General features: G+C 45.3%; 21 protein-coding genes and 1 tRNA gene. 10 read left to right on the top strand and 12 right to left on the bottom strand.

Features of this window, described 5'->3' with window-relative positions; translation table 11 throughout:
• Positions 1-15 precede the first annotated feature (15 nt).
• The 11 genes from Q4563_RS14940 to Q4563_RS14890 all read right to left on the bottom strand — a co-directional run bounded on the left by Q4563_RS14940 (position 16) and on the right by Q4563_RS14890 (position 11,264).
• Positions 16-339, bottom strand: coding sequence for a DUF6694 family lipoprotein (locus Q4563_RS14940; protein ID WP_215976817.1), 324 nt, complete (start codon positions 337-339; stop codon positions 16-18).
• A gap of 84 nt (positions 340-423) precedes the next feature.
• The gene (locus Q4563_RS14935) at positions 424-825 is read right to left on the bottom strand and encodes a hypothetical protein (protein ID WP_215976818.1); all 402 of its coding nucleotides are present in this window, start codon (positions 823-825) and stop codon (positions 424-426) included.
• A gap of 516 nt (positions 826-1,341) precedes the next feature.
• Positions 1,342-2,334 carry a Csu type fimbrial protein gene (locus Q4563_RS14930; RefSeq protein ID WP_303605024.1) on the bottom strand — a complete coding sequence of 331 codons (993 nt, stop codon included), beginning with the start codon at positions 2,332-2,334 and terminating at the stop codon, positions 1,342-1,344.
• 4 nt (positions 2,335-2,338) lie between these two features.
• Positions 2,339-4,594, bottom strand: coding sequence for a fimbria/pilus outer membrane usher protein (locus Q4563_RS14925; protein ID WP_303605023.1), 2,256 nt, complete (start codon positions 4,592-4,594; stop codon positions 2,339-2,341).
• A 106-nt stretch (positions 4,595-4,700) separates the two neighbouring features.
• Positions 4,701-5,468: a fimbrial biogenesis chaperone gene (locus tag Q4563_RS14920; protein WP_303605022.1), complete on the bottom strand. Its 768-nt coding sequence runs from the start codon at positions 5,466-5,468 to the stop codon at positions 4,701-4,703.
• Positions 5,469-5,486: 18 nt separating this feature from the next.
• Complete coding sequence (locus tag Q4563_RS14915; protein WP_215976822.1) at positions 5,487-5,990, bottom strand: Csu type fimbrial protein; 504 nt, start codon at positions 5,988-5,990, stop codon at positions 5,487-5,489.
• Between the two features lie 430 nt (positions 5,991-6,420).
• Positions 6,421-6,933, bottom strand: a complete 513-nt coding sequence (locus Q4563_RS14910; protein ID WP_303605021.1) for a hypothetical protein — start codon at positions 6,931-6,933, stop codon at positions 6,421-6,423.
• Positions 6,934-8,680: 1,747 nt separating this feature from the next.
• Positions 8,681-9,937 (bottom strand): hypothetical protein, encoded by a 1,257-nt coding sequence (locus Q4563_RS14905; RefSeq protein WP_303605020.1) that lies wholly within the window; start codon positions 9,935-9,937, stop codon positions 8,681-8,683.
• A 52-nt stretch (positions 9,938-9,989) separates the two neighbouring features.
• Positions 9,990-10,118: a hypothetical protein gene (locus Q4563_RS14900; protein ID WP_303605019.1), complete on the bottom strand. Its 129-nt coding sequence runs from the start codon at positions 10,116-10,118 to the stop codon at positions 9,990-9,992.
• A 56-nt stretch (positions 10,119-10,174) separates the two neighbouring features.
• A complete protein-coding gene (locus Q4563_RS14895; RefSeq protein ID WP_303605018.1) occupies positions 10,175-10,873 on the bottom strand; it encodes a phospholipase D family protein in 699 nt (232 codons plus the stop codon).
• Between the two features lie 106 nt (positions 10,874-10,979).
• On the bottom strand, positions 10,980-11,264 hold the full coding sequence (locus Q4563_RS14890; RefSeq protein WP_303605017.1) for an XRE family transcriptional regulator: 285 nt from the start codon (positions 11,262-11,264) through the stop codon (positions 10,980-10,982).
• 391 nt (positions 11,265-11,655) lie between these two features.
• Between Q4563_RS14890 and Q4563_RS14885 the strand changes: the two genes are divergently transcribed.
• The 9 genes from Q4563_RS14885 (at position 11,656) to Q4563_RS14845 (ending at position 19,471) form a co-directional block, all read left to right on the top strand.
• Positions 11,656-11,886, top strand: a complete 231-nt coding sequence (locus Q4563_RS14885; RefSeq protein WP_303605016.1) for a helix-turn-helix domain-containing protein — start codon at positions 11,656-11,658, stop codon at positions 11,884-11,886.
• Positions 11,887-12,204: 318 nt separating this feature from the next.
• A complete protein-coding gene (locus tag Q4563_RS14880; RefSeq protein WP_303605015.1) occupies positions 12,205-12,504 on the top strand; it encodes a hypothetical protein in 300 nt (99 codons plus the stop codon).
• A gap of 378 nt (positions 12,505-12,882) precedes the next feature.
• A complete protein-coding gene (locus Q4563_RS14875) occupies positions 12,883-13,101 on the top strand; it encodes a major capsid protein (RefSeq protein WP_303605014.1) in 219 nt (72 codons plus the stop codon).
• 142 nt (positions 13,102-13,243) lie between these two features.
• The gene (locus tag Q4563_RS14870; protein ID WP_303605013.1) at positions 13,244-14,680 is read left to right on the top strand and encodes a virulence factor TspB C-terminal domain-related protein; all 1,437 of its coding nucleotides are present in this window, start codon (positions 13,244-13,246) and stop codon (positions 14,678-14,680) included.
• Positions 14,681-14,683: 3 nt separating this feature from the next.
• On the top strand, positions 14,684-15,001 hold the full coding sequence (locus tag Q4563_RS14865) for a DUF2523 domain-containing protein (RefSeq protein WP_303605012.1): 318 nt from the start codon (positions 14,684-14,686) through the stop codon (positions 14,999-15,001).
• Positions 15,002-16,087: a zonular occludens toxin domain-containing protein gene (locus tag Q4563_RS14860; protein WP_303605011.1), complete on the top strand. Its 1,086-nt coding sequence runs from the start codon at positions 15,002-15,004 to the stop codon at positions 16,085-16,087. It abuts the gene before it with no gap.
• Between the two features lie 162 nt (positions 16,088-16,249).
• On the top strand, positions 16,250-17,536 hold the full coding sequence (locus Q4563_RS14855; RefSeq protein ID WP_303605010.1) for a hypothetical protein: 1,287 nt from the start codon (positions 16,250-16,252) through the stop codon (positions 17,534-17,536).
• A complete protein-coding gene (locus Q4563_RS14850) occupies positions 17,533-18,528 on the top strand; it encodes a phage integrase (protein WP_303605009.1) in 996 nt (331 codons plus the stop codon). The genes Q4563_RS14855 and Q4563_RS14850 overlap by 4 nt, the downstream gene beginning before the upstream one ends.
• An 82-nt stretch (positions 18,529-18,610) precedes the next feature.
• Positions 18,611-19,471, top strand: a complete 861-nt coding sequence (locus tag Q4563_RS14845) for an endonuclease I family protein (protein WP_303605008.1) — start codon at positions 18,611-18,613, stop codon at positions 19,469-19,471.
• 100 nt (positions 19,472-19,571) lie between these two features.
• Here the strand turns inward: Q4563_RS14845 and Q4563_RS14840 are convergent.
• Positions 19,572-19,648: transfer RNA gene (locus tag Q4563_RS14840), tRNA-Met, on the bottom strand.
• A 165-nt stretch (positions 19,649-19,813) separates the two neighbouring features.
• Here Q4563_RS14840 and Q4563_RS14835 point away from each other — a divergent pair.
• A complete protein-coding gene (locus tag Q4563_RS14835) occupies positions 19,814-21,883 on the top strand; it encodes a transporter substrate-binding domain-containing protein (RefSeq protein ID WP_303605007.1) in 2,070 nt (689 codons plus the stop codon).
• The last annotated feature ends 168 nt before the right edge of the window (positions 21,884-22,051 follow it).

Raw genomic sequence — 22,051 nt, 5'->3', positions numbered from 1 at the left:
TAATTTCGTGCCAACTTAGTCGTTTTGCTGGGCTGCGTAATCGATCACTTCCTGGGCGGTTTTGCCGTCCAGACTGGCGTAAAAATCATTTTGCATTTGTTCGGCGTCGATGGTGGCGCCAGACATGGCTTTTTGGATATTAGCGGTAGTGGCTTCCAGCGCGATGCTGGCCAGGGCTTGTTGAAATTTTTGCTGCTCTTGTTCGTCCATCTCCTCCATCATGGCATTGACAGACTCCTCAATGGAGGCCTGGTTGGTGGCATCCAGCGTGGGGTCACCACAGCCACTGAGTAATAGGCAGGAAAATACTAGGGTCAGAGCGAATATACAGTGTTTCATAAAGCGTCCTTGATGGCTTATGAGTGAATAATGCTTTTATACAGGGCATTGTCATCAGAAGCCAGCAAAGTTCGGGAGAAGCTATTACTCTACGTTTTCGGGTAGCCGTTGATCGTCGAGCCGGGTTGCTTTATGCGCGGCTTTGTAGGCATTTTTGGTTTTTTTCAGTGTGAGGGGTAAATTGTAATTATCAATCGCAGCGCTTACCGAGGCCCACTGACCGGCGGCTACGCCGTTAAACAAACGCAGTGCATAGCCATAGACTTGCAATCTATTCGAACACATAGGCTCATTATCGCGTTCATTCCTTTCCAGTGTAGCAGAGTCTGGTAAAAAGTAAGTAAGAGCTTCGTCGTACGAAAGCTCATCCCCTAAAAGTTGGCAAACAAACTGAAAGAAATGAGCTTTGGCTAACTGAACTCGAATAAAATCTTTCGATAGCCCGCCCACTGAATGGCCTTTGCCAATCAGTTTACTGTACGGCATTCCCTTATCCCTTATTCTATTGACTGTGTATCAAACATCAGAATCGGCAGGTGCATGGTATAGCATGCACTTTATATTGGCCGTAGGACTAAATTGTTAAAAGTTGTAACCGAGGTGTCGTTAATCATTATCTGCTTTGGTTAGCTTAATAATTGTTAACGATAACGTTTTTACGGAGTTGTTTGGGTTAAGTATAGAGGCGTATTTACTAAAATCATTGAGTCGCCGATTACAACTATAATGGTCGAAAGGGGCTTTGTAGTTAATGGTAGATCACTCGTAGAAAGGCGATGAGAAAATGAACAGAGTCGTTTTGGTGGTGGTAAATTCAGCGTTTTGAGTCGGTTATCAGTCTTGCAGTGGTCTTTTCTGCTAATCGTAGTGTTCGATAAACTTAGGGCTATATGAACTTAGGTAGCTATAAGTCACGAAATGTTTACACCTGATTATGGTGAAAATTTTATTTGTGGTGAATTTATATAAACTAAGGAAATTAATTAACAAAGGTCAGTTACATTAATAAGTTATAGTTACCGTAATCGTATCACTGTAGTTGCCACTCGCTACTGACTGTGGGGCGGAGACGCGTCCGTAAACAGTCTGTGTTTGACTGCTGCCGCTTCCCGAACCGTTGACTGTATCAATACCAGGGGTGTCGCCCCAAGGTAAAGTGCGCCCACTATCGCGGTAGAGTTGATAGCTAACAAACTGCCCGGTTGCGTTGTTGCGCATACGTCGTTCACTGGTGTAATGCAAACCGTGATCGAGCGAGAGACTCCAGGGTGTGTTTTTAGTGCAGGTGAAGCTAACGTCCGTGGTGTGATCGTGATGGCTATTGATTAGGCCAGAGATAGAGCCAAAATTAAGATTATTTGCTATGTCAATCACGCAGCTGGCGGCAACGGTAGCCGTGGCATTAAAAGGAAAGATAATGCTGCCGCCGCCATTGCCGCCCGATGTGCAGCTTGCCGGCCAGCTTGGGGTGCCTAATAAACGTTCCGCATAACGGTAATCTAAACGCGTATGCCCGCCGGAAAAGACACTGAAGTAGCTGGCAGCCGCTAAATTTAATTGAGGGGGAACATAGCCATATATACTTAGATTTTTTGTGCCTGAGCCACCCAAAATGGGTACAGAATATTCCAGATCAATATCGATATCATCAACAGGTGTATCACCTAATACTTGGGTTAGGGCTGCATCACGATAAATTTGAAACTGCAATGGCACCAACGCCAGTGTGTTCATGGAGCGTAAGTTAATGGTGCTGCCACTGGCTAAACCTGCACCTAAATTTAGGCACATACGCACCCTTGCTGTGGCTAGTAATGACAGGTCGAAGGTGTTGCATTCAATGCTAACACTTGCCGAGGAGTTTGCGGCAGACCCCATGCTGATGTTACCAAACACCAGATCGCTGGCTGTGGCATAGCAAGATGTTGCGGCAACAGCCTCAGGGTTTAGACTGATCAGGTAAGAGAAGATACATGCAGTGTAAAAAATTTTCATCAGCCTAATACTTCGCTTTTTTGCATTGGTAAGGGCCTAGGTAGTGGTTGGGTATTTGGCCCGGAGGGATTGAAAATTCAACATGGCAGGTTCCTTCGGGTGTGATAACACGCAAATAATTATAATCTTGTAAATTTTCTATATAAGTTTGACCGTCAAATCCAACGAAAATAGGCGTGCTGTTGCTCTGCTCAGTGAGAACCCGGCTGGCCACAGGCAGTGGTATATCTGTTTGGTCAGTGAGTACGACAATAGCGGCTCGAACTTTTTCAACTGTAAATTCGACTAAAGTTCCAGCTCTATCGCTGGGCGTAGCGCTTTGATAAATATCGGTAACTTTGTTGTCGGCAGGTAGATCCATTGGGTCAATGGATAAATTGTTGTGTTGCCAAGTATTTAAGCGGGTGACTAATAAATTACCGTTTTTGTTAGTATAGCCGATCACGCGATTTTCCAACTTAACCGGTATATTGGCAATGCCGCTGGTGGACACCACTGCGAAGCTGTCGTTTATTCGGCGCGATGCAAAGCCTTGTTGGTTCATCCACACCAAGCTTCCGCTGGCTTGAACAAAACCACTTTGATCAGAATTCGCGTGGGCTATACCGGAGTCGATACGGCCATAATTTCCTTGCCAACTGCCTCGGGCGAGGGTGTTAGAGGTTGCCCCATTCTCGCTGCTCTGTAGGCGCCAGCCGAATCCGCCATCACTAGGCAATGTGCGCTGCAAGCTTGCCTGATAAAGATTTCTGTCATTGTTACGCTGGATGGAGCTGTGAAGCTGGAGGTCTTGGCCGAAGACGATACTGAATCCAAACTGAAAAGTTCGATCGTTACTGTCGTCTAGGTTTTGGTTGTAAGATAAGTTAACAGAAACACCCTTACTGATTCTGTTATTCCAGTAAATGCCCGCATATCGCGCGGCGGGCTCATCGAGATCAGCATTGTCAAAACGTATCGCATTGACCCCTATATTCCCCATTTGTTTAGTCTGTGCACTGGCCAGAAGCTGTTCGCTGCGTTTTGCCGGCAATGTGCTGTAATGGCTGGCTAGATCGCGATACTGACCAAAAGTACGCTGGCTGGCAACGGAGACGTTAAAACGGCTGTTATTCCAGCTGTAGCGCCATGCTGTTTGGTAGCCGGATGCACCTTGATCGTGACTACGGCTGTACGCCAGGCTTACCACGCCGACCAGGCCCGGCTGCCAAACGGCGCCGATACCCGTATTGATAAGACGGTCGTCCAGCTCCGCTTGGCTTTCAATAGTAAGTTGGTTGTTGATGCCGTAGCGAAAGTTTCCTTTACCGCTTAATTTATTACCGTACGAAAATGATTTAATACCGTAATCTTCGCGTACGAACCCGGCGGCTAGCGTCCAGTCCGATAGCCCCTTTTCTAAGAGTTGTTGTGTGTTGTAAAACGGAATATTAATTGTGGTGGAGCGGCCCAAGCTATCGGTGGTAATGACCTGTGCCTGCCCCACACCGGTGATACTTGGAACTGCATTGATCTCAAAAGGGCCGGGCGGAACATTTGATTGATAGCGACGCACCCCATCAATGTAGAGTTCAACTGTTGAAGGCAGAGTGGCTTTACCGATAAAAGACGCTAGCGGCGAAACAGTGCGATAGGGCTGTAGCCTGAAGTTGCGGCCGTATTGTATCCCGCTAAGGCGCAGTGAGCGCGACCAGTTAAGCCCGCCACTGACCGAATCACCAATGGTTAAGCGGGTGGCATTGCCCGGAAATGACCACTCGGCAAAGGTATCCAGTGCTACTGAATCGCTACTCCAGTCGCCATTACCACTGCGTTGAGTGTGGCTGCTGCTGGTGTGGCTAAACACACCCTTGCCGAATCCAAACGCGCGAACCTCAGCCGCCGCTGAGACAAACTGATGGTCGCCCGTGTGGTTAGCGTACAGATCATAATTAAGTAAGCTGCCCGGAGACGATACCGCTTGCGGTGGTTGTAATGAATCACTGGCCCAGAGTTTGGTCATTGGCAATGACATTAACGATAGTGGTGCGGTCAGAATTAACTGTTGAGTGTTGACACGGTAGTTAACCTCAATGCCGCTCAGAGAGCTTAATGCGATATTATCGTTGTCGCTCGCGGTTTGCATTGCAATACCTAATTTTTTCAACTCTCTTGCTTTGGCAAAAAGCTCTTGTTTTCTCAGTGTTATAGGGACGAGTGAGGGGTAGCGAACCTGATTAACAAAAACCTCAAGGTAGAGGGTGATATCGTCGAGGTTCATCGCTGCGGTTATAGCTTGGGGCGGTCTTTGGCTAAGATCGCCTTTATGTGGTTGCTTCCCGTACGACATGGCTGCTAACGGTACAAGCAATAACACAGTCATTATGTCAAGGTGTCGGCGTAATAGTGACAAGAGTGCGTTCGCGTAGCTCGCCATTTATTTTTGCGGAAAAGTCGCCCCCGTTTTTTGGATTTATATTTTTGGGTAATAACCACTCCCGCTGTTCTCCGGGGAGTACATAGCCTGCAAGCCCCGGTGCGATTGTGGTCCGGTCGTCACTTTGAATCCATGTAAGGTCGGCAATATGAGCATGGCTATTGCCTTCGTTACTTAACCGGATAAAGTGCTCGCCCTCGTGGCTAATGAGTGAGCTGTTTAGCACCGGCTGCAGATTGACGGCTTGAGGCGGCTGGATAAAAACAGGAATAGAGTAGCGCAACCGAAAGGTTAACCCTCCCGTGGGCTGGTTGGCAGATGTAATGTTTTTATCGTAGCTGACGGGAAGTTCATCAATAATAATGCGAAAGCTGCGTTCGGCCATGTCGGGAGGGGAGCCTGTGCGTACAATCCGAACGAGCTGGTTTACACCGGGCCCAAGCTCTATCACAGGCGGGCTGGCTATGATTTCCTGCGTGGGTTGCAGTTGATCTTTGCCGTCCAGTTGTAGCCACTGATAAACGCGAACCTGAGCGTATAAAAGCTCTTGGCCCGTATTCACTAGAGTAATACCGTCTGCATTGCGTTCGGCAGCAATAAACAAATGCGTCGGCGAAACTTGCAGGCTAGCCTGGCTTGCGGAACTGGCGAGAAATAACAACCCAAGACATATGCACTGCAGCGTTCGTTTTAACGCCACACTATACGTTTGCTTCATGGCTGTAGGCTCTGAGTTCTACCAGGTGATCGTCGCTGTTACCGAATCCTGGTAATCTTGTGCCGAAGCGTTGGCGCTGGGAACCTGAGCATAAATTACATGGTTCTGAGTGCCGCCGTTGCCCGTAAGCCCACTTTTAACCGAGCCTAATGTGACACCATCGCCCCACGGTGTGGTGTACGCATCGGAGTAGAGTTCATAGGGAATATAGTCAGTTGCAACAGTTTGCCCTTTCATGCGTCGGGAGGTGCCATCGGAATTGGTGCCATCGTTTAAGGCGATTGTATAGGGAGTGCCTTGGGTGCAGCTGACATCTATTGAGGCAGTACTGATCTGAATATTAGTCGCTGTCGAAGCCTGTGTGCCGAAGTTGATATTGCCATCGCTAGCCGTATCAATTGTACAGGAGGCAGTGATGGTAATAGTAACGTCAAAGTTACCTGTTTCTGTATCAGACAGCGCCAGAGGTGAGAAAGTTAATATCGCTAAACTGACAAAAAAATGAAGGTGAGAATTTTTCATATTTCCTCCAATCCATTTGGAAGTATTCCGTGGGGCTAAGTACTAGCCTAGCTAGAATAATTTTAGTGGGCTTCAACAGTTTGTCAATTTAATAAAAATATGCCGTTATACAAAAAATATCGAGACATTGTTAAATTACTATCAAAGGTAGCCTGGTGGCGCATTTTTGTAAATATTGCATAGGAAAATGACCGCTTAATAGCGAAAATTAATGGAATGGCTGTTTTTAAGGAGTATTTGATTCAAAAGATTTTTGGGGAGGCTGAAGGGGTTTTAGGTGTAATGTATATTTTGGTGCCAGAATAACCGAGGTTGTTATAAAGCCGATTGCTGTGAATGTAGCAATCGTTTTAGGGAGGGGGCAGTCGTGACTTGAATGACCTGTAACTACCCTCGCAGTGACGCGAGCAGAAGGGGCTAGATTAATTATTTAGTTGTTATTGCATTTCTCTTTTAGCAAGGCCAGTGAAATGCCTCCTAATCCTCTAATTCTATCGCCATTGAAAGTGGTTGAAAATCGCATGGTTGCAGGGTTTCCTTGCAGAAAGACAATAGCTCTTGTAGGAACAAGCTCGTCAGACATTTTATAATGTGTATTTTCTTCGTACACTTCACCTAGGTTATAGTAGAGCTCAACTCCCTCTTCTTTTTTTAGAATATCCTCCACCACACTTTTGTAATGATCGTTATCACCGTCTTCGAATTTCACGACAATAATCGCCGTAGCCAGATCGATTTTCTCATCGACTGATAATTCATGAAAATTGGGTGTGTCAATGATAGGTTGAAACTGGGCGGAGCCTTCTGTAACAACGGGCTCAGATGTGAAGCTCTTGTAAACTAACGGCGGGAATACATAAAGCATCCAAGCGGTATAAATACCAAGAGCCGCAATTGAAAACCCTGCCCCAAATACGATACCTGATAAAAATTTCTTTAACATTCTATGACCTCTAAAAATAATAGTGAACTTGCTTGGTCATATCACAAACTTCACGCCAAGCTAGTATTGACCGGTACAGTTTGAAATTTATACAGGAAGGGTTTGCAAGTGCTAAAAACGAGATCAATATGTAACAGCTCCCTGTCTGGTAAATCTGCGGCTCAGTCCCAATTATTCTGCAATGTATGGTATTTATCGAGTTAACGCAACATCGTGATACTAGCGGTTCAGTCAACAGTGCAAAGCGTGTGAGCTGTAACAGATGAAGCTAAAAACTGCTCCTGCGATTTCGGTGTTTACTTGTCTTCGGTGCTTAGGGCAGCCAAGGCTGCGCCATTATCGCTAGGGTCGGCGTTCTGTCGGTGTGCTCGGCTTCAATCAACCGTAAACGGGTGAGTGGTTGGGAGGTGTAGGATGAGAACACGGATTAAGTCAGGGGCGGGTGAATTGTAAAACACTAGGGTGTTTACAACCCTTCGGGCACAGTGTGGCCCGCGAAGCGCAGTGGCCATCGCTTGTTCGCAATGTGTGAGCCGGGGGGCAGTTCTGCGGCTCACCATTTTACCCCCATATAAAAAACAAAACCCCCGCAGGCAGGGCCTGCGGGGGTTTTGTTTTTTATATGGTAGCTAGAGGCGGACTTGAACCGCCGACCCCAGCATTATGAGAGCTTTGTATATGACCATATCAGAACATAAATTCAGTAAAAACAATAGCTTACATGTAGGATGATTCATGGTCTGGTATATAAAAACTTCTTCAAATTGGTACTTTTCTGGTACTTATCTTCCGTAATAGCTGGTAAAGGAAAGTGCATGTTTTTAGACTTTATAAGAATATAATCTGCCGATTCTTAAACCTAAGTAATACTTTTTCATTGTTTTAATGGCTTTATATTGCAGGGAAGCACTACATATTGTGCTTTATTGACTTATACATGGGTTATCCACAGGTAGAATACAATATATTGTGCCTTTGTGGAAAACTTGAATGAATCGTGAAGTCGAGTTAGTATTTTGGGGTCGGTCAGTTTTTAGGTGATCTTGATTTAGAATCCTCTGCCTAGCATGTTAAAGCCAGACAGAGGGTGATCTCCGTCCAAAGAGAATCAAGAGATAGTGTACTTTAAAGTTAATCTATTTCAAACCTGATAGAAGCTTCCTTCGGGAGTGGCCGGCAACCACTAACTTTTATCTAAAGGTAATTTTGTATGTCTAAGAAGACACGTTCTATCGGCAGAGATGCTCGTACAGGCCAGTTTATTCCTGTCTCAGAGGCAAAGCGTCGACCGGCTACTACAGTGGTCGAGCGAATTAAAAAGCCTAAGTAAGGGTCTATTTTAGAGGAATATATTATGGCCGTTAAACATGTACCTACAAATGAAGTTCATTCCGGTTCCAAGGGCGGAAAAACCGCGTGCGGTTTTGATACAAGAGAGCATCCGTCTCATTGGGTAAATTCTTCAGAACGCATTACTTGCGACAAGAACGGTTGCAGGCGGTAATAGCTAGTTGTTATAGGCCCTTAGAGTTCTTCTACGGGCCTTTCTAATAAGGCTCTATTTTTAGTTATAGAGCTTCAAGTTAATATTTGGTGCTTATTTTAGTTTAAATTTTGAGCCTAAAATTTGCTTGTTGCTTCGTATCGCCTTGCGTTATTGTTTTTTCAGTGTAATTTGCATGATATGTGATATTTTCTTTCTGGAAGTCTAAGTTGCATTTTTATTTTTTTGTGCGAATACCTCTTGCTAAAGTGATTTTTTGGTTTTTTTTAGTTCCGTAATCATTTTCTTGTGAGTATCTAAAGATGCCTCTCTTAGTTTAATTGTTTCCTTGCTGAAGTTTTTTATGCATGTTTCTTCGAAAAAATTTATTGTTCTCTCTAACTCATAAGCCATAAGCTCAATATCCGATATTCTTCTCTTTAGGTCTAAGTCGAATAATCCAATATCCTTTTTATGTTTAAGTTTGATAGCCGATTTTAGTAATACAGTGGCTGACGTTATAGTTCTGTCATAATATGGGCAAAGGCTTGCCGTATCAGCTGAAGTAAGTTCTTTGCTAAGGTTTGTTTCTGTCAGGCTGTAATTGTCTGCCCTTTCGTTTATCCATAGCCCTCCTATGCTGAATGCATGGTACATCTCGTCTATTTTTGCAAACATTTCTATGCTTGCCGCTAAAAATGGACGGTGTATATCTCTTATTTTTTCTTTGTTAAAGCTCGAGTACTCCCAATGATTGTCGCTAATTTCATTTATTATCTTGTTCGATTCGTCCAATTTCCCAAATATAGGTACATTTCTGCTTTCCTCTTTGTTTCCTTTTCCGTACCTTACTCTAAGGTGAGGTCTGAATGCGTCGGCTAGGTAGCATGCTCCTAGTAAATCGCAATAAGAAATAACAATTGAAATGTTATGCTTTAGAAGAAATATTCTAGGGTTTATAAGTAAGCTTTCTACGTTTGTTTCTGGTTTTGTTTTTAGTCTTAGCTTCCATGATAGCAATTCATGTTCTTCATTTTCATTAAGTATCATTGGGGTTTTTAAAAGGTCTATATTTTCGTTTATAGAAAGCTTCCCTTTTTCAATTAACTCTCTTTTGTCTTCTATGAATTCTAGTTGAAATTTAGTTGTTTTTAATTTTGAAAGAAAGTCTGAGGTGTATGGTGTAAGACTGTTTAAGTTCCATTTGTCGCTAGGTTCTATATAAAAAATCTTTATGTTGTGAGCTGTTGAGTTTCCTGAGTTTTTAATTTGGATTGTATGGTAAACTTCTACTTCAGTTTTGTCTTTTTTGCTGAGGGATAAGTTCTCCTTTATATTTATTAGAGGTGAAAAGTTCCCTTCTAGTGTCAATGAGTTTTGATCTATAGATTCCTCGAGTCTTTTTAATTCTGATGCTCCAATGTATATCCCGACTAAAGAGATTATAAGTGGTAGAATTTTGTATTTTATTTTTAAAAGTGAGGTTATTATTATATTTTTAGTTCTATGAATTCTATTCATTTATTTTGCTATCCATTTTGTCTGTGTCTGTTCTTTCCTTTTTGAGATAAGTTTATATTTCTTCTCTAGCTAATTCTATATCTATCGGTGTACTAATCCCTGTTTTAATTTTCTCTTTATAAATGCCTGTCACTGTCAACTCAAACTTCCCCTTTTTAGTCTCCATAACATTTTTTTTCATTTATTGCTCTTGTAAATATCACCATGGCTTCGTCCGTGATTTAAGTTAAATTAAGTTTACGGTTCCATATCCGCAGGCCATAAAAAATATGCTCCAAACCGACCCTTGGGCATGAACTGACCGCCAGAGTCTTTTCCTTTGTCTGTAATAATATGCTTTCCGTTCTTATCTTCTAGGTAGCCTTTTTCGCAAAGGATTGCCATTAGCTCATCTGTTGTTTTTCCAAGCTTTTTGGCTAATTTCGATGATGTTAATTTTTCTAGTCCTTCATCAAGCGTGCTGCCTCCTGCATCATCACCGGTTTTTGGTATTTTTTTAAGGCTTACTCTGACTTCATCGCTAATGCGGATAATTCGTTGTGCCTCTTCGTAGGCTTCTTTAAAGGTTTCTCCGTCTTCGTCTCGGTTGAGTAAAATGCCCATTTCGTTATTGTTTACCTGGCTGAACTCGTACAGGTTCAGGCTAGTAATGATGCACAGCTCTTCGTTTATATAGCACTTGGCATGCAAGTTTTTACAGAAGCTTGTTCTCACAAAGGTAAGATCGTTAAGCCAGTTTATTTCCTCTGGCTGTAGTTCACTTTTTCCATAAACAATTCGGACGTCTATTTTCAATCGGTTTTTGTCTTCTAGAAGCTCTTTAATTCTGTCATTAAGCTTTAGGAAGGGGCTGATAAGTATGACTCTATCGCGCGCGTCTTTGATTAATTCTTCTAGAAAGTAGTTGGTTGCACTCGTGTTCAAAAACTTTGCCATTTGTAACTCCTAATCCTTTATCTTATTGGCAACTGCTTGTCTTTTCCGTTGGCTGCGGTTTTCTGATCTTTATTCCCTTTCCACCGTTTGGCTACCCTAGCCGCTATTATCCGGCTTTCCCTGCTGTTCCTAAGTCGCTCTGAGCTGACTTGGTCATGGGGCTAATTTGCCCAGCTTCTGGCATTTCGTCGCCGTATGCCAACCATAGTCGATACTCAGGCCAGGTCTTTCCAATTGCTTCAATTTCGCTATGTCTTACTTTGGCTTTGCCTTGTAAGACATTATTCCATCTGCTGTATCCAATGCCCGTTTTCGCACTAAGCACATCTCTCGTCACTTTCTCAGTTTCCAAGATTGCATTGATACGTTCTATAACAACGTCTTTATTCATAAGTAATTATTACTGGTAATATTTACCGGTAAATACTAACCTTAGTTTGTAGTAATTGATCACGTTTTATTGTGGCCCAGTGAGGTTCAAAAGCCAAGCCCAATGAATAACGCAAAAGGTGCTATATGGAAAAGGAATGCAATTTTCAGGTATCAGAGGGTCAAATCTGGACGGTGACCTTTGACGATAAACGCGGTGAATTCGTGTTTACCCCTCAAGCCCGTGGCCTTCGTGGCGTATTCATCCGTTCAAAGTCACCCACAATTGTACTTCCTCCCTCGGGTGCTCCTGACGCCTTCATATTCTGCGAAGGGGCAGACTTCTGCATTCACAGGGAAGATGCCCAGCAAGTACAACAATACATCGCTGAGCATCGTTTGGGGGCTGCTGCATGATTTCCCCAAAGCAACCTATAAACCTGTCCGTATTGCCTCCGGTAAGCTCACAAGAGCAATTTGCCCAATGGTTAGGCACCACTCAAGACACTGTACGGGGGTGGGTCGAAAACAACACCTTGCCGAACGTCAAAATAGGTCGTCAGCGCTTTATCAACGTTACAGAACTAGTCGACAACCTGCGCGACGGTAAAACCATATTCAGCCGGGGGGACTTCTCCGAATGAATATCTACGCATCAATACAAGTTTTAATTATTGCTATACGTGCCCCTAGGGCACAAGGCCGCGTGAGCGGAAACAGTGTGGGCGACAGTGACGCCAAGGCGCTCACGTCTGCTTGGCAGATCGTCCACACGGTAAACCTCGCACGAGTGGCCAACCAAAGAACCCTACCTGCGGCCATCAAAGCTGCTTTGCCCAGTTCAAAGCCTTTCGAGCTCCCATTAGCTCAACTCACTGGGCCTTTTTATTCCGAACACTTACGCCAATTGCCGGGGCGTGGGTTGAAACATAAACCGGCTGAACTCAATTGAAGGTGACACTATGAATCAGGTACTTACTGTTGAACTGTATGGCGCTTCACTGGCAGATGTCGATGGCCGTCAATATGCATCGCTCTACATCGGCCAAAAGGTCGAAGACGAAAAAGAAGAGGGCGCCAAAGGTATTGTTGTAATGAAAATGCCTTGCGATCCCGAGGTTTACCAAACCCTCAATCCTCCAAAGTACCCAGCACAAGTTCAAGCTCATGTGCGCCTAAAAAAGGCGGCCGGTGGTCGATTGGGTCAGCACTGCGTAAAAGTACAGCTTGCGCAATTGTCTGCGGCTTCAGATAAGAAATAGGCATAGAAAATGATTCTGTCCTTGTTCGCCAAACCTCAAAAGAGACGAGTTTTGTATTTTGTCTTATTGCAAGTTACCTGGACTATTGCGGTATTCATGATCGGACAATCTCAATCTGAAACGTTAACTTTTGAGCTGATTAACTACACCGAACAAGGGTGATCTTATGACTAATCTTCAGTGTTCAGAATGGAGTGTATTACAGGACGGTACTGTTAAATGTCTGGGCACTGTTTCCGAATCGGTGGGTATTCTTCCGCCGATCACGTTTGCTGAGGCTAATCAGTTGCTGGGTGCAATGGCTTTAGTTTATGTAAGCGTGTTTACAATCTCGGCAATCAGTCGAGTGTTAACCCAAAACTACTGAGGATTATATCCATGAAGAAATCTTTCGCTTTTATCAACTCTAAGTTAGGTCGTGCATCTGCTGCCGTTGCTGGCTTGACCTCTGCCGGTCTTGCTAATGCACAATTTGACCCATCTGGGGTGGTGACTGAAATCGGCAGTGCTGGCGGTCACATTGAAACAATTGGCGCTGCCGTTCTTGGGGCAATCGCTATTATTTTGATGTTTAAGCTTGTTAAGCGCGTAATGTAATTACGCCTAACATTGATAAAAAATGTGGGGGCTTCGGCTCCCTCATTCATTTTAGGGGTTGAGATATTATGATTACTTGGGAGTGGATCTATTTTCTTATAGTTGCAAGTGCGATGTATATGCTTTTTCGCGGTGTGATAAAATGAAAAATATTCTTTCATTAAAAAAACTTAATCATTCTCTTAAAATTCTAACGATTTTAGTTGTCTTTGCATCTACCCATTCTTATTCCGAAGAAGATCAAATTATCTATACCAATCCTGAGTATAGTCAGCTTCTCTCACAAAGCCGTGAGGTTGCATCAGGTATGCAAGCTTACAATGAGTTTAAGGAGGATTGCGGTAATACTGGCGTAGTCTGTGAAGAGATCCCAGCACAATATCCCGATGTACTTACACCTAGGGTACGTAAATGGGAATGCCCCGAATCAATCGAACATCAGGGGCAAACATTAACGTTAACATCAATGTCACAAGTTGGCGGCGTTTATAAATGTGCATATGAATACAACCCATGTGAACATTTAGAGGGGACTGTTGCAGGCACGTTTCTATTTGGCCCCGAAGAAACACCACCGGCCATTGGATGCTATGCGGGTTGTCAGTCTGAGCTTTCATTCTTTGTACCGCAAGATGACGGTTCTAAAACTGGCAATTACATCTATAACGGTCAATCATGCTCTGGTGATGGAAGTGGCGAAGGCACTGCATCATCAGAATCTAGCTCGGGCCAAACATCCAGCACTGGCGGTAATGACGGTGGTGATGGCGGTCAGAATTCTAGTGATGGCGGCGATACTGGCGGTTCTTCTTCAGCATCTTCTGCGTCATCATCAAACTCATCGAGTGATTGGGATACTGATGGTGACGGAGATTTCGATTCAGATGATTACGATTATATAGATTCTGATGGCTGTTACATCGGTCATGACGGTACACGTTATTGCTCTGACACTGAAATTGGAACAGGCCCCGACGGTCTGCCCAACAATTGTTTTGAAATAGACGGAGAAATATTTTGTCCTGATATAGATGGTGACGGCGAAGGCGACGGCGGCGATGGTGGAGGTAGTTCTAGTTCTAGTTCAGCTGATCAACAGTCAAGTTCTAGTTCTTCTGATAGCGGGGGATCCAGCTCTGAAGGTTCCGATGATTATATGGCCGGTACTTGTTCAGAAGACGCTATCGTAGCTCCTGAGTGCAATGGTGATGCGATTCAATGCGCTATCGAGGAACATACGTTTAAAATTGAATGTAACGCGAAACTATGGCGTGAAGACCTTAGTGGCGATGAGGAATATAACGCTAAAGACTCTCTTCTTGATAGTCCCGATGATAATGAATTAAATAAAATTAAAAATGAAGAGATAGATCACTCACTTGCATTTAGTGTAGATGATTCTGGTTTTTTAGGTGGTGGCGCTTGTCCAACACCTGAAACAATATCTATAGCTGGGGCATCTATCGAATTTAGTTACCAATCTATTTGTGATCTGGCTGCACTTTTACAACCTTTACTCATTGCTCTTGGTTATTTCATCGGGGCAATGGTATTTCTCAGAACTTATATGGGGCTTTAATCTATGGCTGCTCCCGCTATTTTTATTCCGATCGGTGTTTTTCTCGCGTCAATTATTGGCCCATTGGTCGCTCGTGTCCTTCTCTCCCTCGGTGTTGGTGTCATTACATATAAGGGCGTTGATACAATGCTCCAAAACCTTGTTACAACAGTGGAAGGTGCATGGGGTGGTGTAGGCGCTAAGGTTGTTGCCGTTGCGCATATAGCAGGCGTTGATCAGTTTATGTCAATTATTCTTAGCTCGATAACTGCTGCAATAACATTAAAGCTAGTCTCGGGTGCTATTAAAAAACTATCATTTTTACCACAAACGGAGGCCTAAATGTTCCTCATCGTCTCTGGATTGCCAGGTGCTGGCAAAACGCTACATACAATCTCAACTTATAAAAATATTAATGATGAATTAGTAAGGCAAGGTAAGGCACCACGGCCAATCTATTATCACGGCATACCATTATCAGAAAAAGGTGATCAAACACTAGGCTGGACCGAGCTTAATACTGATCAAATTAAAAACTGGCATGAGGAGCTCCCGCCAGGTGCAATATTAATTGTCGATGAAGCACAAAAGCATTGGCCGATACGCTCTGCATCAAAGCCAATACCGCCTGAGCTTAGAGAAATTGAAACACATAGGCACAAAGGCATTGATCTAGTTTTTATTACTCAAGACCCGACACTTCTAGACACTCACGCCCGAAAGCTGGCAAATGAACATATACACTATGTCAGACCCCATGGCGCTAAATATTCAAAGCGCTATCACTCAGGCTCTGGCGTTGTCAGCGTTACAAATAAATCAGAGTTAAATGCTCTGGTTGTATCCAGAATCGGACATCCAAAGAAAATCTACGATTTATACAAAAGCGCTGAAGTTCACACGCATAAATTCAGACCTCCAAAAATACTATATCTATTTGTCTTCGGGCTGTTGTTGCTGGCTTTCCTGGCTTATAAAGCGGCTAATATCTTCTCAGAAGATGGTTCCGGGTCAACGGCTCCTAATCAAGCCCAGCCGCAACATGAAAATACATCTGAGCGTGAATCAATGGGCTGGGCAAAACTCCTAAAGCCTGAAATACAAGGCTTACCATTCACCGCGCCCCTTTATAGAGAACAGGCAATGAAAGTTGTTGAGGTGCCCCGTGTTGCCGGTTGCATGAGCCTTAAGGGCGTGTGTAATTGCTATACCCAGCAAGGAACCAAAATCAACGATATAAGCGATCAGATTTGTCAGAAATGGATCGTCAATCGTCCATTTGATCATTTGGTCTATCAGGGAAAAGAGGGTAATTCTAGGGGTGACGCTAATCGTAAACAACCAGAACAACTAACCCAGCCCGTAAAGTCCAGTAACCATAAGCAATTATATTGGCCAGAAAACCGAACTATGCCAAACCACATATAAGACTTTATGTGGCCTTAGGCGCGAATGCGAGGTACGAGCATCGGCCGAAGGCCACATTATTAACGTTCTTGTAACACGTTAATAAATAGGGGAGTGACCCCACACATAAGACCACAAAACGCCCTGTTCAAATCAATATTAAGTGTTTAAAGGTAGGTAACAATGAGATACGAAAATAAGCGTTGGCACCGGGAAGGTAATGTTTTCATGCAGGAGAATAAAACCGTTGATCTGTCTGGCTTGAGATACCTTCATTCTGGTGTTGATACCATCAAACAACTGTATAACTGCTTGATTCGCCCCGATGTACTGCAAGACCTCCAGTATGCTCAAGAGGGGGGTGATCGATACTTTGTCATTGGTGGAATTGACTGGATGATTACCCGCTCATCAAAGGCCAGTGGTTACCAGTTCATCCTAAAAAACCTCGATTTGGGCTTTGTCGTCCTGCTCAAGTCATTTTACGCTGAGGCTGATATATCCGCTTCACACCTGAAAGTCGAAGTCACACCGCAATTGATAGCAGAATACAGCCCTGAACAACTTACTCAGCAGATAGACCATATCGCTAACCTGTTTTGCGTCCAGCTTGTACACGCCGGCATATCAGTACACATAGCAACTGACGTTAAAGGACTTGTACTACCTAATGACTTTGAAGCGCGACTAGTAGCTAAGGCCAAGCGTCAGTATAAATTCAACTCAATCAGCAACGCACAACTAGGCTTAAACGAAACAGCGGTCATATACGGTGCGGGTCAGTCCTACACCTTCGGCTCTGCTGGTGCCTTACAATTCTGTGTCTACGATAAAACAGCTGAGGCCATTAAGAGCGATAAGATCGACTATTGGGAAACCATATGGGGCAGAGTGCCTAGAGCAGACTTTAACGGCGATTTCAGCGACCCTGACAACATATCCGAATATGAACAAGGGGACGTGGTGCATCGCATTGAGGCGCGTTTTCATCACTCAGTGATTAATCAATTCGGCTGGGGTACAAAAGACGATGAAGGTAATGCCATAAAGATCAAAAACTATACGGATCTTATTCCTCACTTGACCGCACTGTGGCAATACGCTTTGAATAACTTCAGGCTTCAGCACTCCACCAGCTATATTGACCCCATTTGGCAGTCTCTCATTGAAGATGTACAGTATTTTTGCCCATCACCCTCACTGCTCTATAAACGTGCTCAAAAACCACCTTCTGAGTGTTCTAGGCGTAATGTCGCCTTCTGGCTCGGCAATCAGATCAAGCTTTACTCTAGGGGCCGTTTTACGCCTGAGTACGTTACTTCTCGATTGCTTAAGTCCGGTTTAGACGCTGACCTAGCCCATTACTTTAATGTGAAGCTATATGGCGAATCTGACGTCTTACAACCAATATTATTAGAGTTTGTGCAAGAGAAAATGAGGGCGCATATCGTAGCAGGGGTGGCGGCGTGATTAAGAAATTACCCGATGGGCGTTACCAGCTTGATTTTTATCCCTTCGGCTCCGATGGGCCACGGATTAAGCGGGTGAGAAATACACGAAAAGAGTGTAAAGAGATAGAAACAGATTACTTATCTAAAAAAGGCCAATTGCATAATCCTTCGGATAAAATGCGACTGTCCGAACTGGTTGATCTCTGGTACAAAATGCATGGCTGTACCCTCAAAGACCATAAATACCGTTTCTCTCGTACTCTTACCATTGTTAAGCGACTGGGAGACCCGAAAGCTAAAACATTCACCGCTGCACACTTTGCACATTATCGCGAAGAGCGTCTTAAAGAAGTCAGTGTAAGTACCATCAACCATGAGACTCGATATTTAAGGGCCGTTTACGCCGAACTCATTCGCCTAGAGCTCTACCGGGGCGATAACCCAATGGCAAAAATACGCACCTTCCGAATCGACGAAAAAGAGCTGTCGTACCTGACGGAAGAGCAAATACCTGTGCTTTTATCTGAATGTGATAAGTCCAGGAATAACCATTGTGGTGCTGTCGCTCGGTTGTGTCTGGCATCAGGGGGAAGGTGGAGTGAGGCTAACAGGTTAACAGATGGACAACTGTTCAAAGATCGTGTTGTATTCTCTGGCACTAAAAATGGCAAAGTTCGTGTCATACCGATTAAACCTGAACTGTCCGTTTATCTACGTGGTTTATCATTCCCTTATGGCCGCTTATTTGATGACTGTTATTCAGCATTCAGAAAAGCCGTTGAGCGTTCCGGTATTAAACTGCCTGATGGCCAACTGTCCCATGTTTTACGGCATACCTTCGCAAGTCACTACATGATGAATGGCGGGGATATACTCGTTCTTCAAAGATTACTCGGTCACAGTGACTTAAAAGTCACAATGAGATATGCCCATCTATCACCCTGCTATATGAAAAATGTTCCTAATCTTTCACCCTTGAAAGGCGATTATATTATGAACACTAATATTTAAGGCAGAACGGAAAACTCACTGTTAATATTAGGCGGCAAGTCGCAAAAGGAAATATTTATAAACTACAGTTAAGGAGGCTATTATGAAATTAATCAATACAGCATTAATTGCTCTTCTCTCGCTATCTTCCAGTGCTTTCGCTCATACAGATTATTACGGTTCTGTCATAAATCTGACCGGTGATGAATTTAAAGCAGGATTAAATGACCTGATATCAGGCCATGAGGTTCTACCCTATACACAATCCGGTAATGATAATTGGCATGACATGAATAATATCGATGTGTGGGAAGCTCTGGTTTACACTGATTCAGATTGCCGTGATGATAATCCGCATTGTGGCCTAGTCCGGCTGCTCTATTTAAATGAGCCCCGTCATATTTCAAAAGCTAATCGAGGAGGTGGCAGTAATGATGCTTGGGATCGTGAACACATCTGGCCTAAATCCCGGGGCTTTCCTAAAAAATCACAAGACGGATACACCGACCTTCATCACCTAAGACCGGCTGACAGAAACATTAACGGTAGCCACTCAAATTACGGATATGACATCGGCGGCGAAGTTGTAATTGATAAGCTAGAAGACTCTACCGAAAAGGCAACGGAAGCCCGACTAGATACGGCCGCATTCTCATTTGAGCCACCCAATCATGCAAAGGGGCAAGTCGCAAGAATGCTATTTTATATGGCCGTGCGCTATGACGGTGAAGATCACGACCCCAATGAAAAAATGCCAGACCTTGTAATTCGAGACGACAATGCCAGGGTAAAAGAACCATGGATCGGTGACCTTTGCACACTGCTTGAATGGCATAACAGATATGGGCCTACCGAGTTTGAAAAGCGGCGTAATGATCGAGTGATGGAGGTACAGGGGAACAGGAATCCGTTTATAGATCATCCCGGCTGGGCAAACCTAATATGGGCTGCAGAATGCTACTGAACAACCGCCTGAAGAAGGCCAATTCCTAGAGGTTGGGAATTAGTTGGGAAGGCAATAAAAAAGGGTTAGCAGGTATTAACCCACTAACCCTTCCGCAATATGGTAGCTAGAGGCGGACTTGAACCGCCGACCCCAGCATTATGAGTGCTGTGCTCTAACCAGCTGAGCTACCTAGCCATATCTGAGGGCGCGTATTTTCTCTATCGGGCGGGGTATTGTCAAGGGTTATTTGTATTTAAATCGTGAAGGCTTTGCCATTGGCTATTTCTTGCACCGTGTTATATTCGTGGTATGAAAAAGTCTTTAGAGTTGTGTCGTGTTTGGGGGGTAGGAATCTGTTGGTTGCTACTGGTTTGCGTGTTGGCCGGTTGTGGCCGCGGAGCGCCGGAGGAGTCGCCACAGGTGTCGGGTGGGGCTGCCGGGTCTGAGGCGGCTGCCAGCTCAGAGAATTACACCGAGACCGGCGATTATGCCGCGTTACAGCAGCGCGGCAAAATACGGCTGCTGGTACCGCGGCGTGAGTATCAGGGTTTGCCTCGCTCGGGTATGCCCTCAGAGGGGTTTCGGGCCTTGGCTGAGCGATTTGCCCAGGAACATAAACTGGAGCCGGTGTGGGTCGTTAAAGAGTCACTGGACGCCTTAATTCCCGCCTTGCTGGCTGGTGAGGGCGATTTAATCGTCAACCACATGACTCAAACTCCCGAGCGCGAGGCGCGCGTTGCGTTTTCGCTGCCTCTGTCGAATGCCACAGAGACGCTGATCAGCCCGGTGGGCCAAGCGATTGAGAGTATTGAGGCGCTGGCGGGTAAAAAAGTCTTGGTGCCCGCTGGGTCTTCCTACCAAGTCAGTTTAGAGCAGCTGCAAGCGCAGCGGCCCGAGCTCGAATTTGAGCTGGTGGCCGAGACATTATCGGGTAATCCCGATGTACTGGTCGACAGTGTCATCAGTGGCGAGTTTGACGCCACGGTACTGGATGATACTTTGGCTCAAACCCTAAAACAGTACCGCGAAGACTTTAAACAGGGGGTGGCTGTGTCGGCCACCCGGCCGGTGGCTTGGGCGGCACGCCCCGATGCCAAGCAACTGTTGATTGAGCTTAATCAGTATTTAACCAGCCACACGATTTACGCCTCTTCTATTCAGTACATCAAAGACGACTTAACCGGCATAAAAGAACGTCAGGTACTGCGGATGATTACCCGCAACAACCCGGCCAGCTATTTTATGTGGCGTGGTGAGTTGATGGGGTTTGAGTACGACCTGCTGAAACAGTTTGCTCAAGAGCAAGGCCTGCGCCTAGAGGTGGAAGTGGCGCCGCCGGGGGTGGACCCCATTGACTGGCTGAATGAAGGCCGCGGCGATGTGGTTGCCGCCGCCATGACCGTCACTCCCGAAAGGGCCGCCAGGGTCGCGTTTACCCGCTATTACAATAAAGTGGCGGAGCAGTTAGTGACCCGAGCCGAACGACCACTGCTGGACAGCACAGAGGCGCTGGTGGGTCGCACCTTGGTCATTGACCCGCAGACGGCGTATTGGCAGCGCGCGCAGCAACTCAAGGCCGAGGGAACTGAGTTTGAGTTGGTCGCGCAAGACGCCGCTACCACCGAAATTCTAATGGCCGTGGCCGACGGCACCTTTGATGCCACTATTGCCGATAGTCACTTGGTGGCTATCGAGCAACGTTTTGCTACCAACTTAACGCCGGGTTTGACCTTCGAGGAAAAAGAACACGCCTGGGCCGTGCGCCAATCTAACCCCGAATTGCTTGCCGCGTTTAACGCGTTTCTAAATAAGCATTACCGCGGTTTGTTTTTTAATGTTACCTACAACAAATACTTTAAAAACGAGCAGCGCATTGGCAAATACCAAGGCGAGCGATTAACGTTTGCCGATAGCTTGTCACCCTACGACGATATTGTGAAGCCGCTGGGGGCCGATTATCATTTTGACTGGCGTTTAATCATCGCGCAGATGTACCAAGAAAGCCGCTTTCTGCCCGACGCCCGCTCCCATGTGGGGGCCAGTGGGTTATTGCAAGTTATGCCGCGCACGGCGCAAGAGCTCGGGTTTAGCACGCCCTTTGATGAGCGCACGGGCATAGAGGCGGGAGTGGCGTATTTGGACTGGACGCGCGATCGTTTTGAAAATTATCTGCCGCTGGAAGAGCGCCTGTGGTTTGCGCTGGCCGCCTACAACGCGGGCTTTGGCCACGTGCAGGATGCCCGCCGCCTGGCGCGGCAAAAGGGTTGGAACCCGGATGTCTGGTTTGGCAATGTCGAACGCGCCATGCTGTTATTGGCAAAAAAAGAATACTACCGTAACGCTCGCTTTGGCTACGTGCGCGGCGCCGAACCCGTGCAATACGTGCGCAATATTCGCAACCGGTATCGGGGGTATTTGGCAGCGGAGTAATAGGAGCGCTGTGCGCTCCGGCCGAACACTAGGTGCTGTATGCAAAAAATACTGAGCGAGACTTGACACAGGTTAAGCTCAGCGCAAAATTTTCCGCATTCCGCATTCCGCATTCCGCATTCCGCATTCCGCATTCCGCATTCCGCATTCCGCATTCCGCATTCCGCA

The organism is Gilvimarinus sp. 1_MG-2023 (assembly GCF_030548285.1).
The sequence above is the reverse complement of the archived record's forward strand: the minus strand, read 5'-3'. Positions and strand labels throughout refer to the sequence as shown.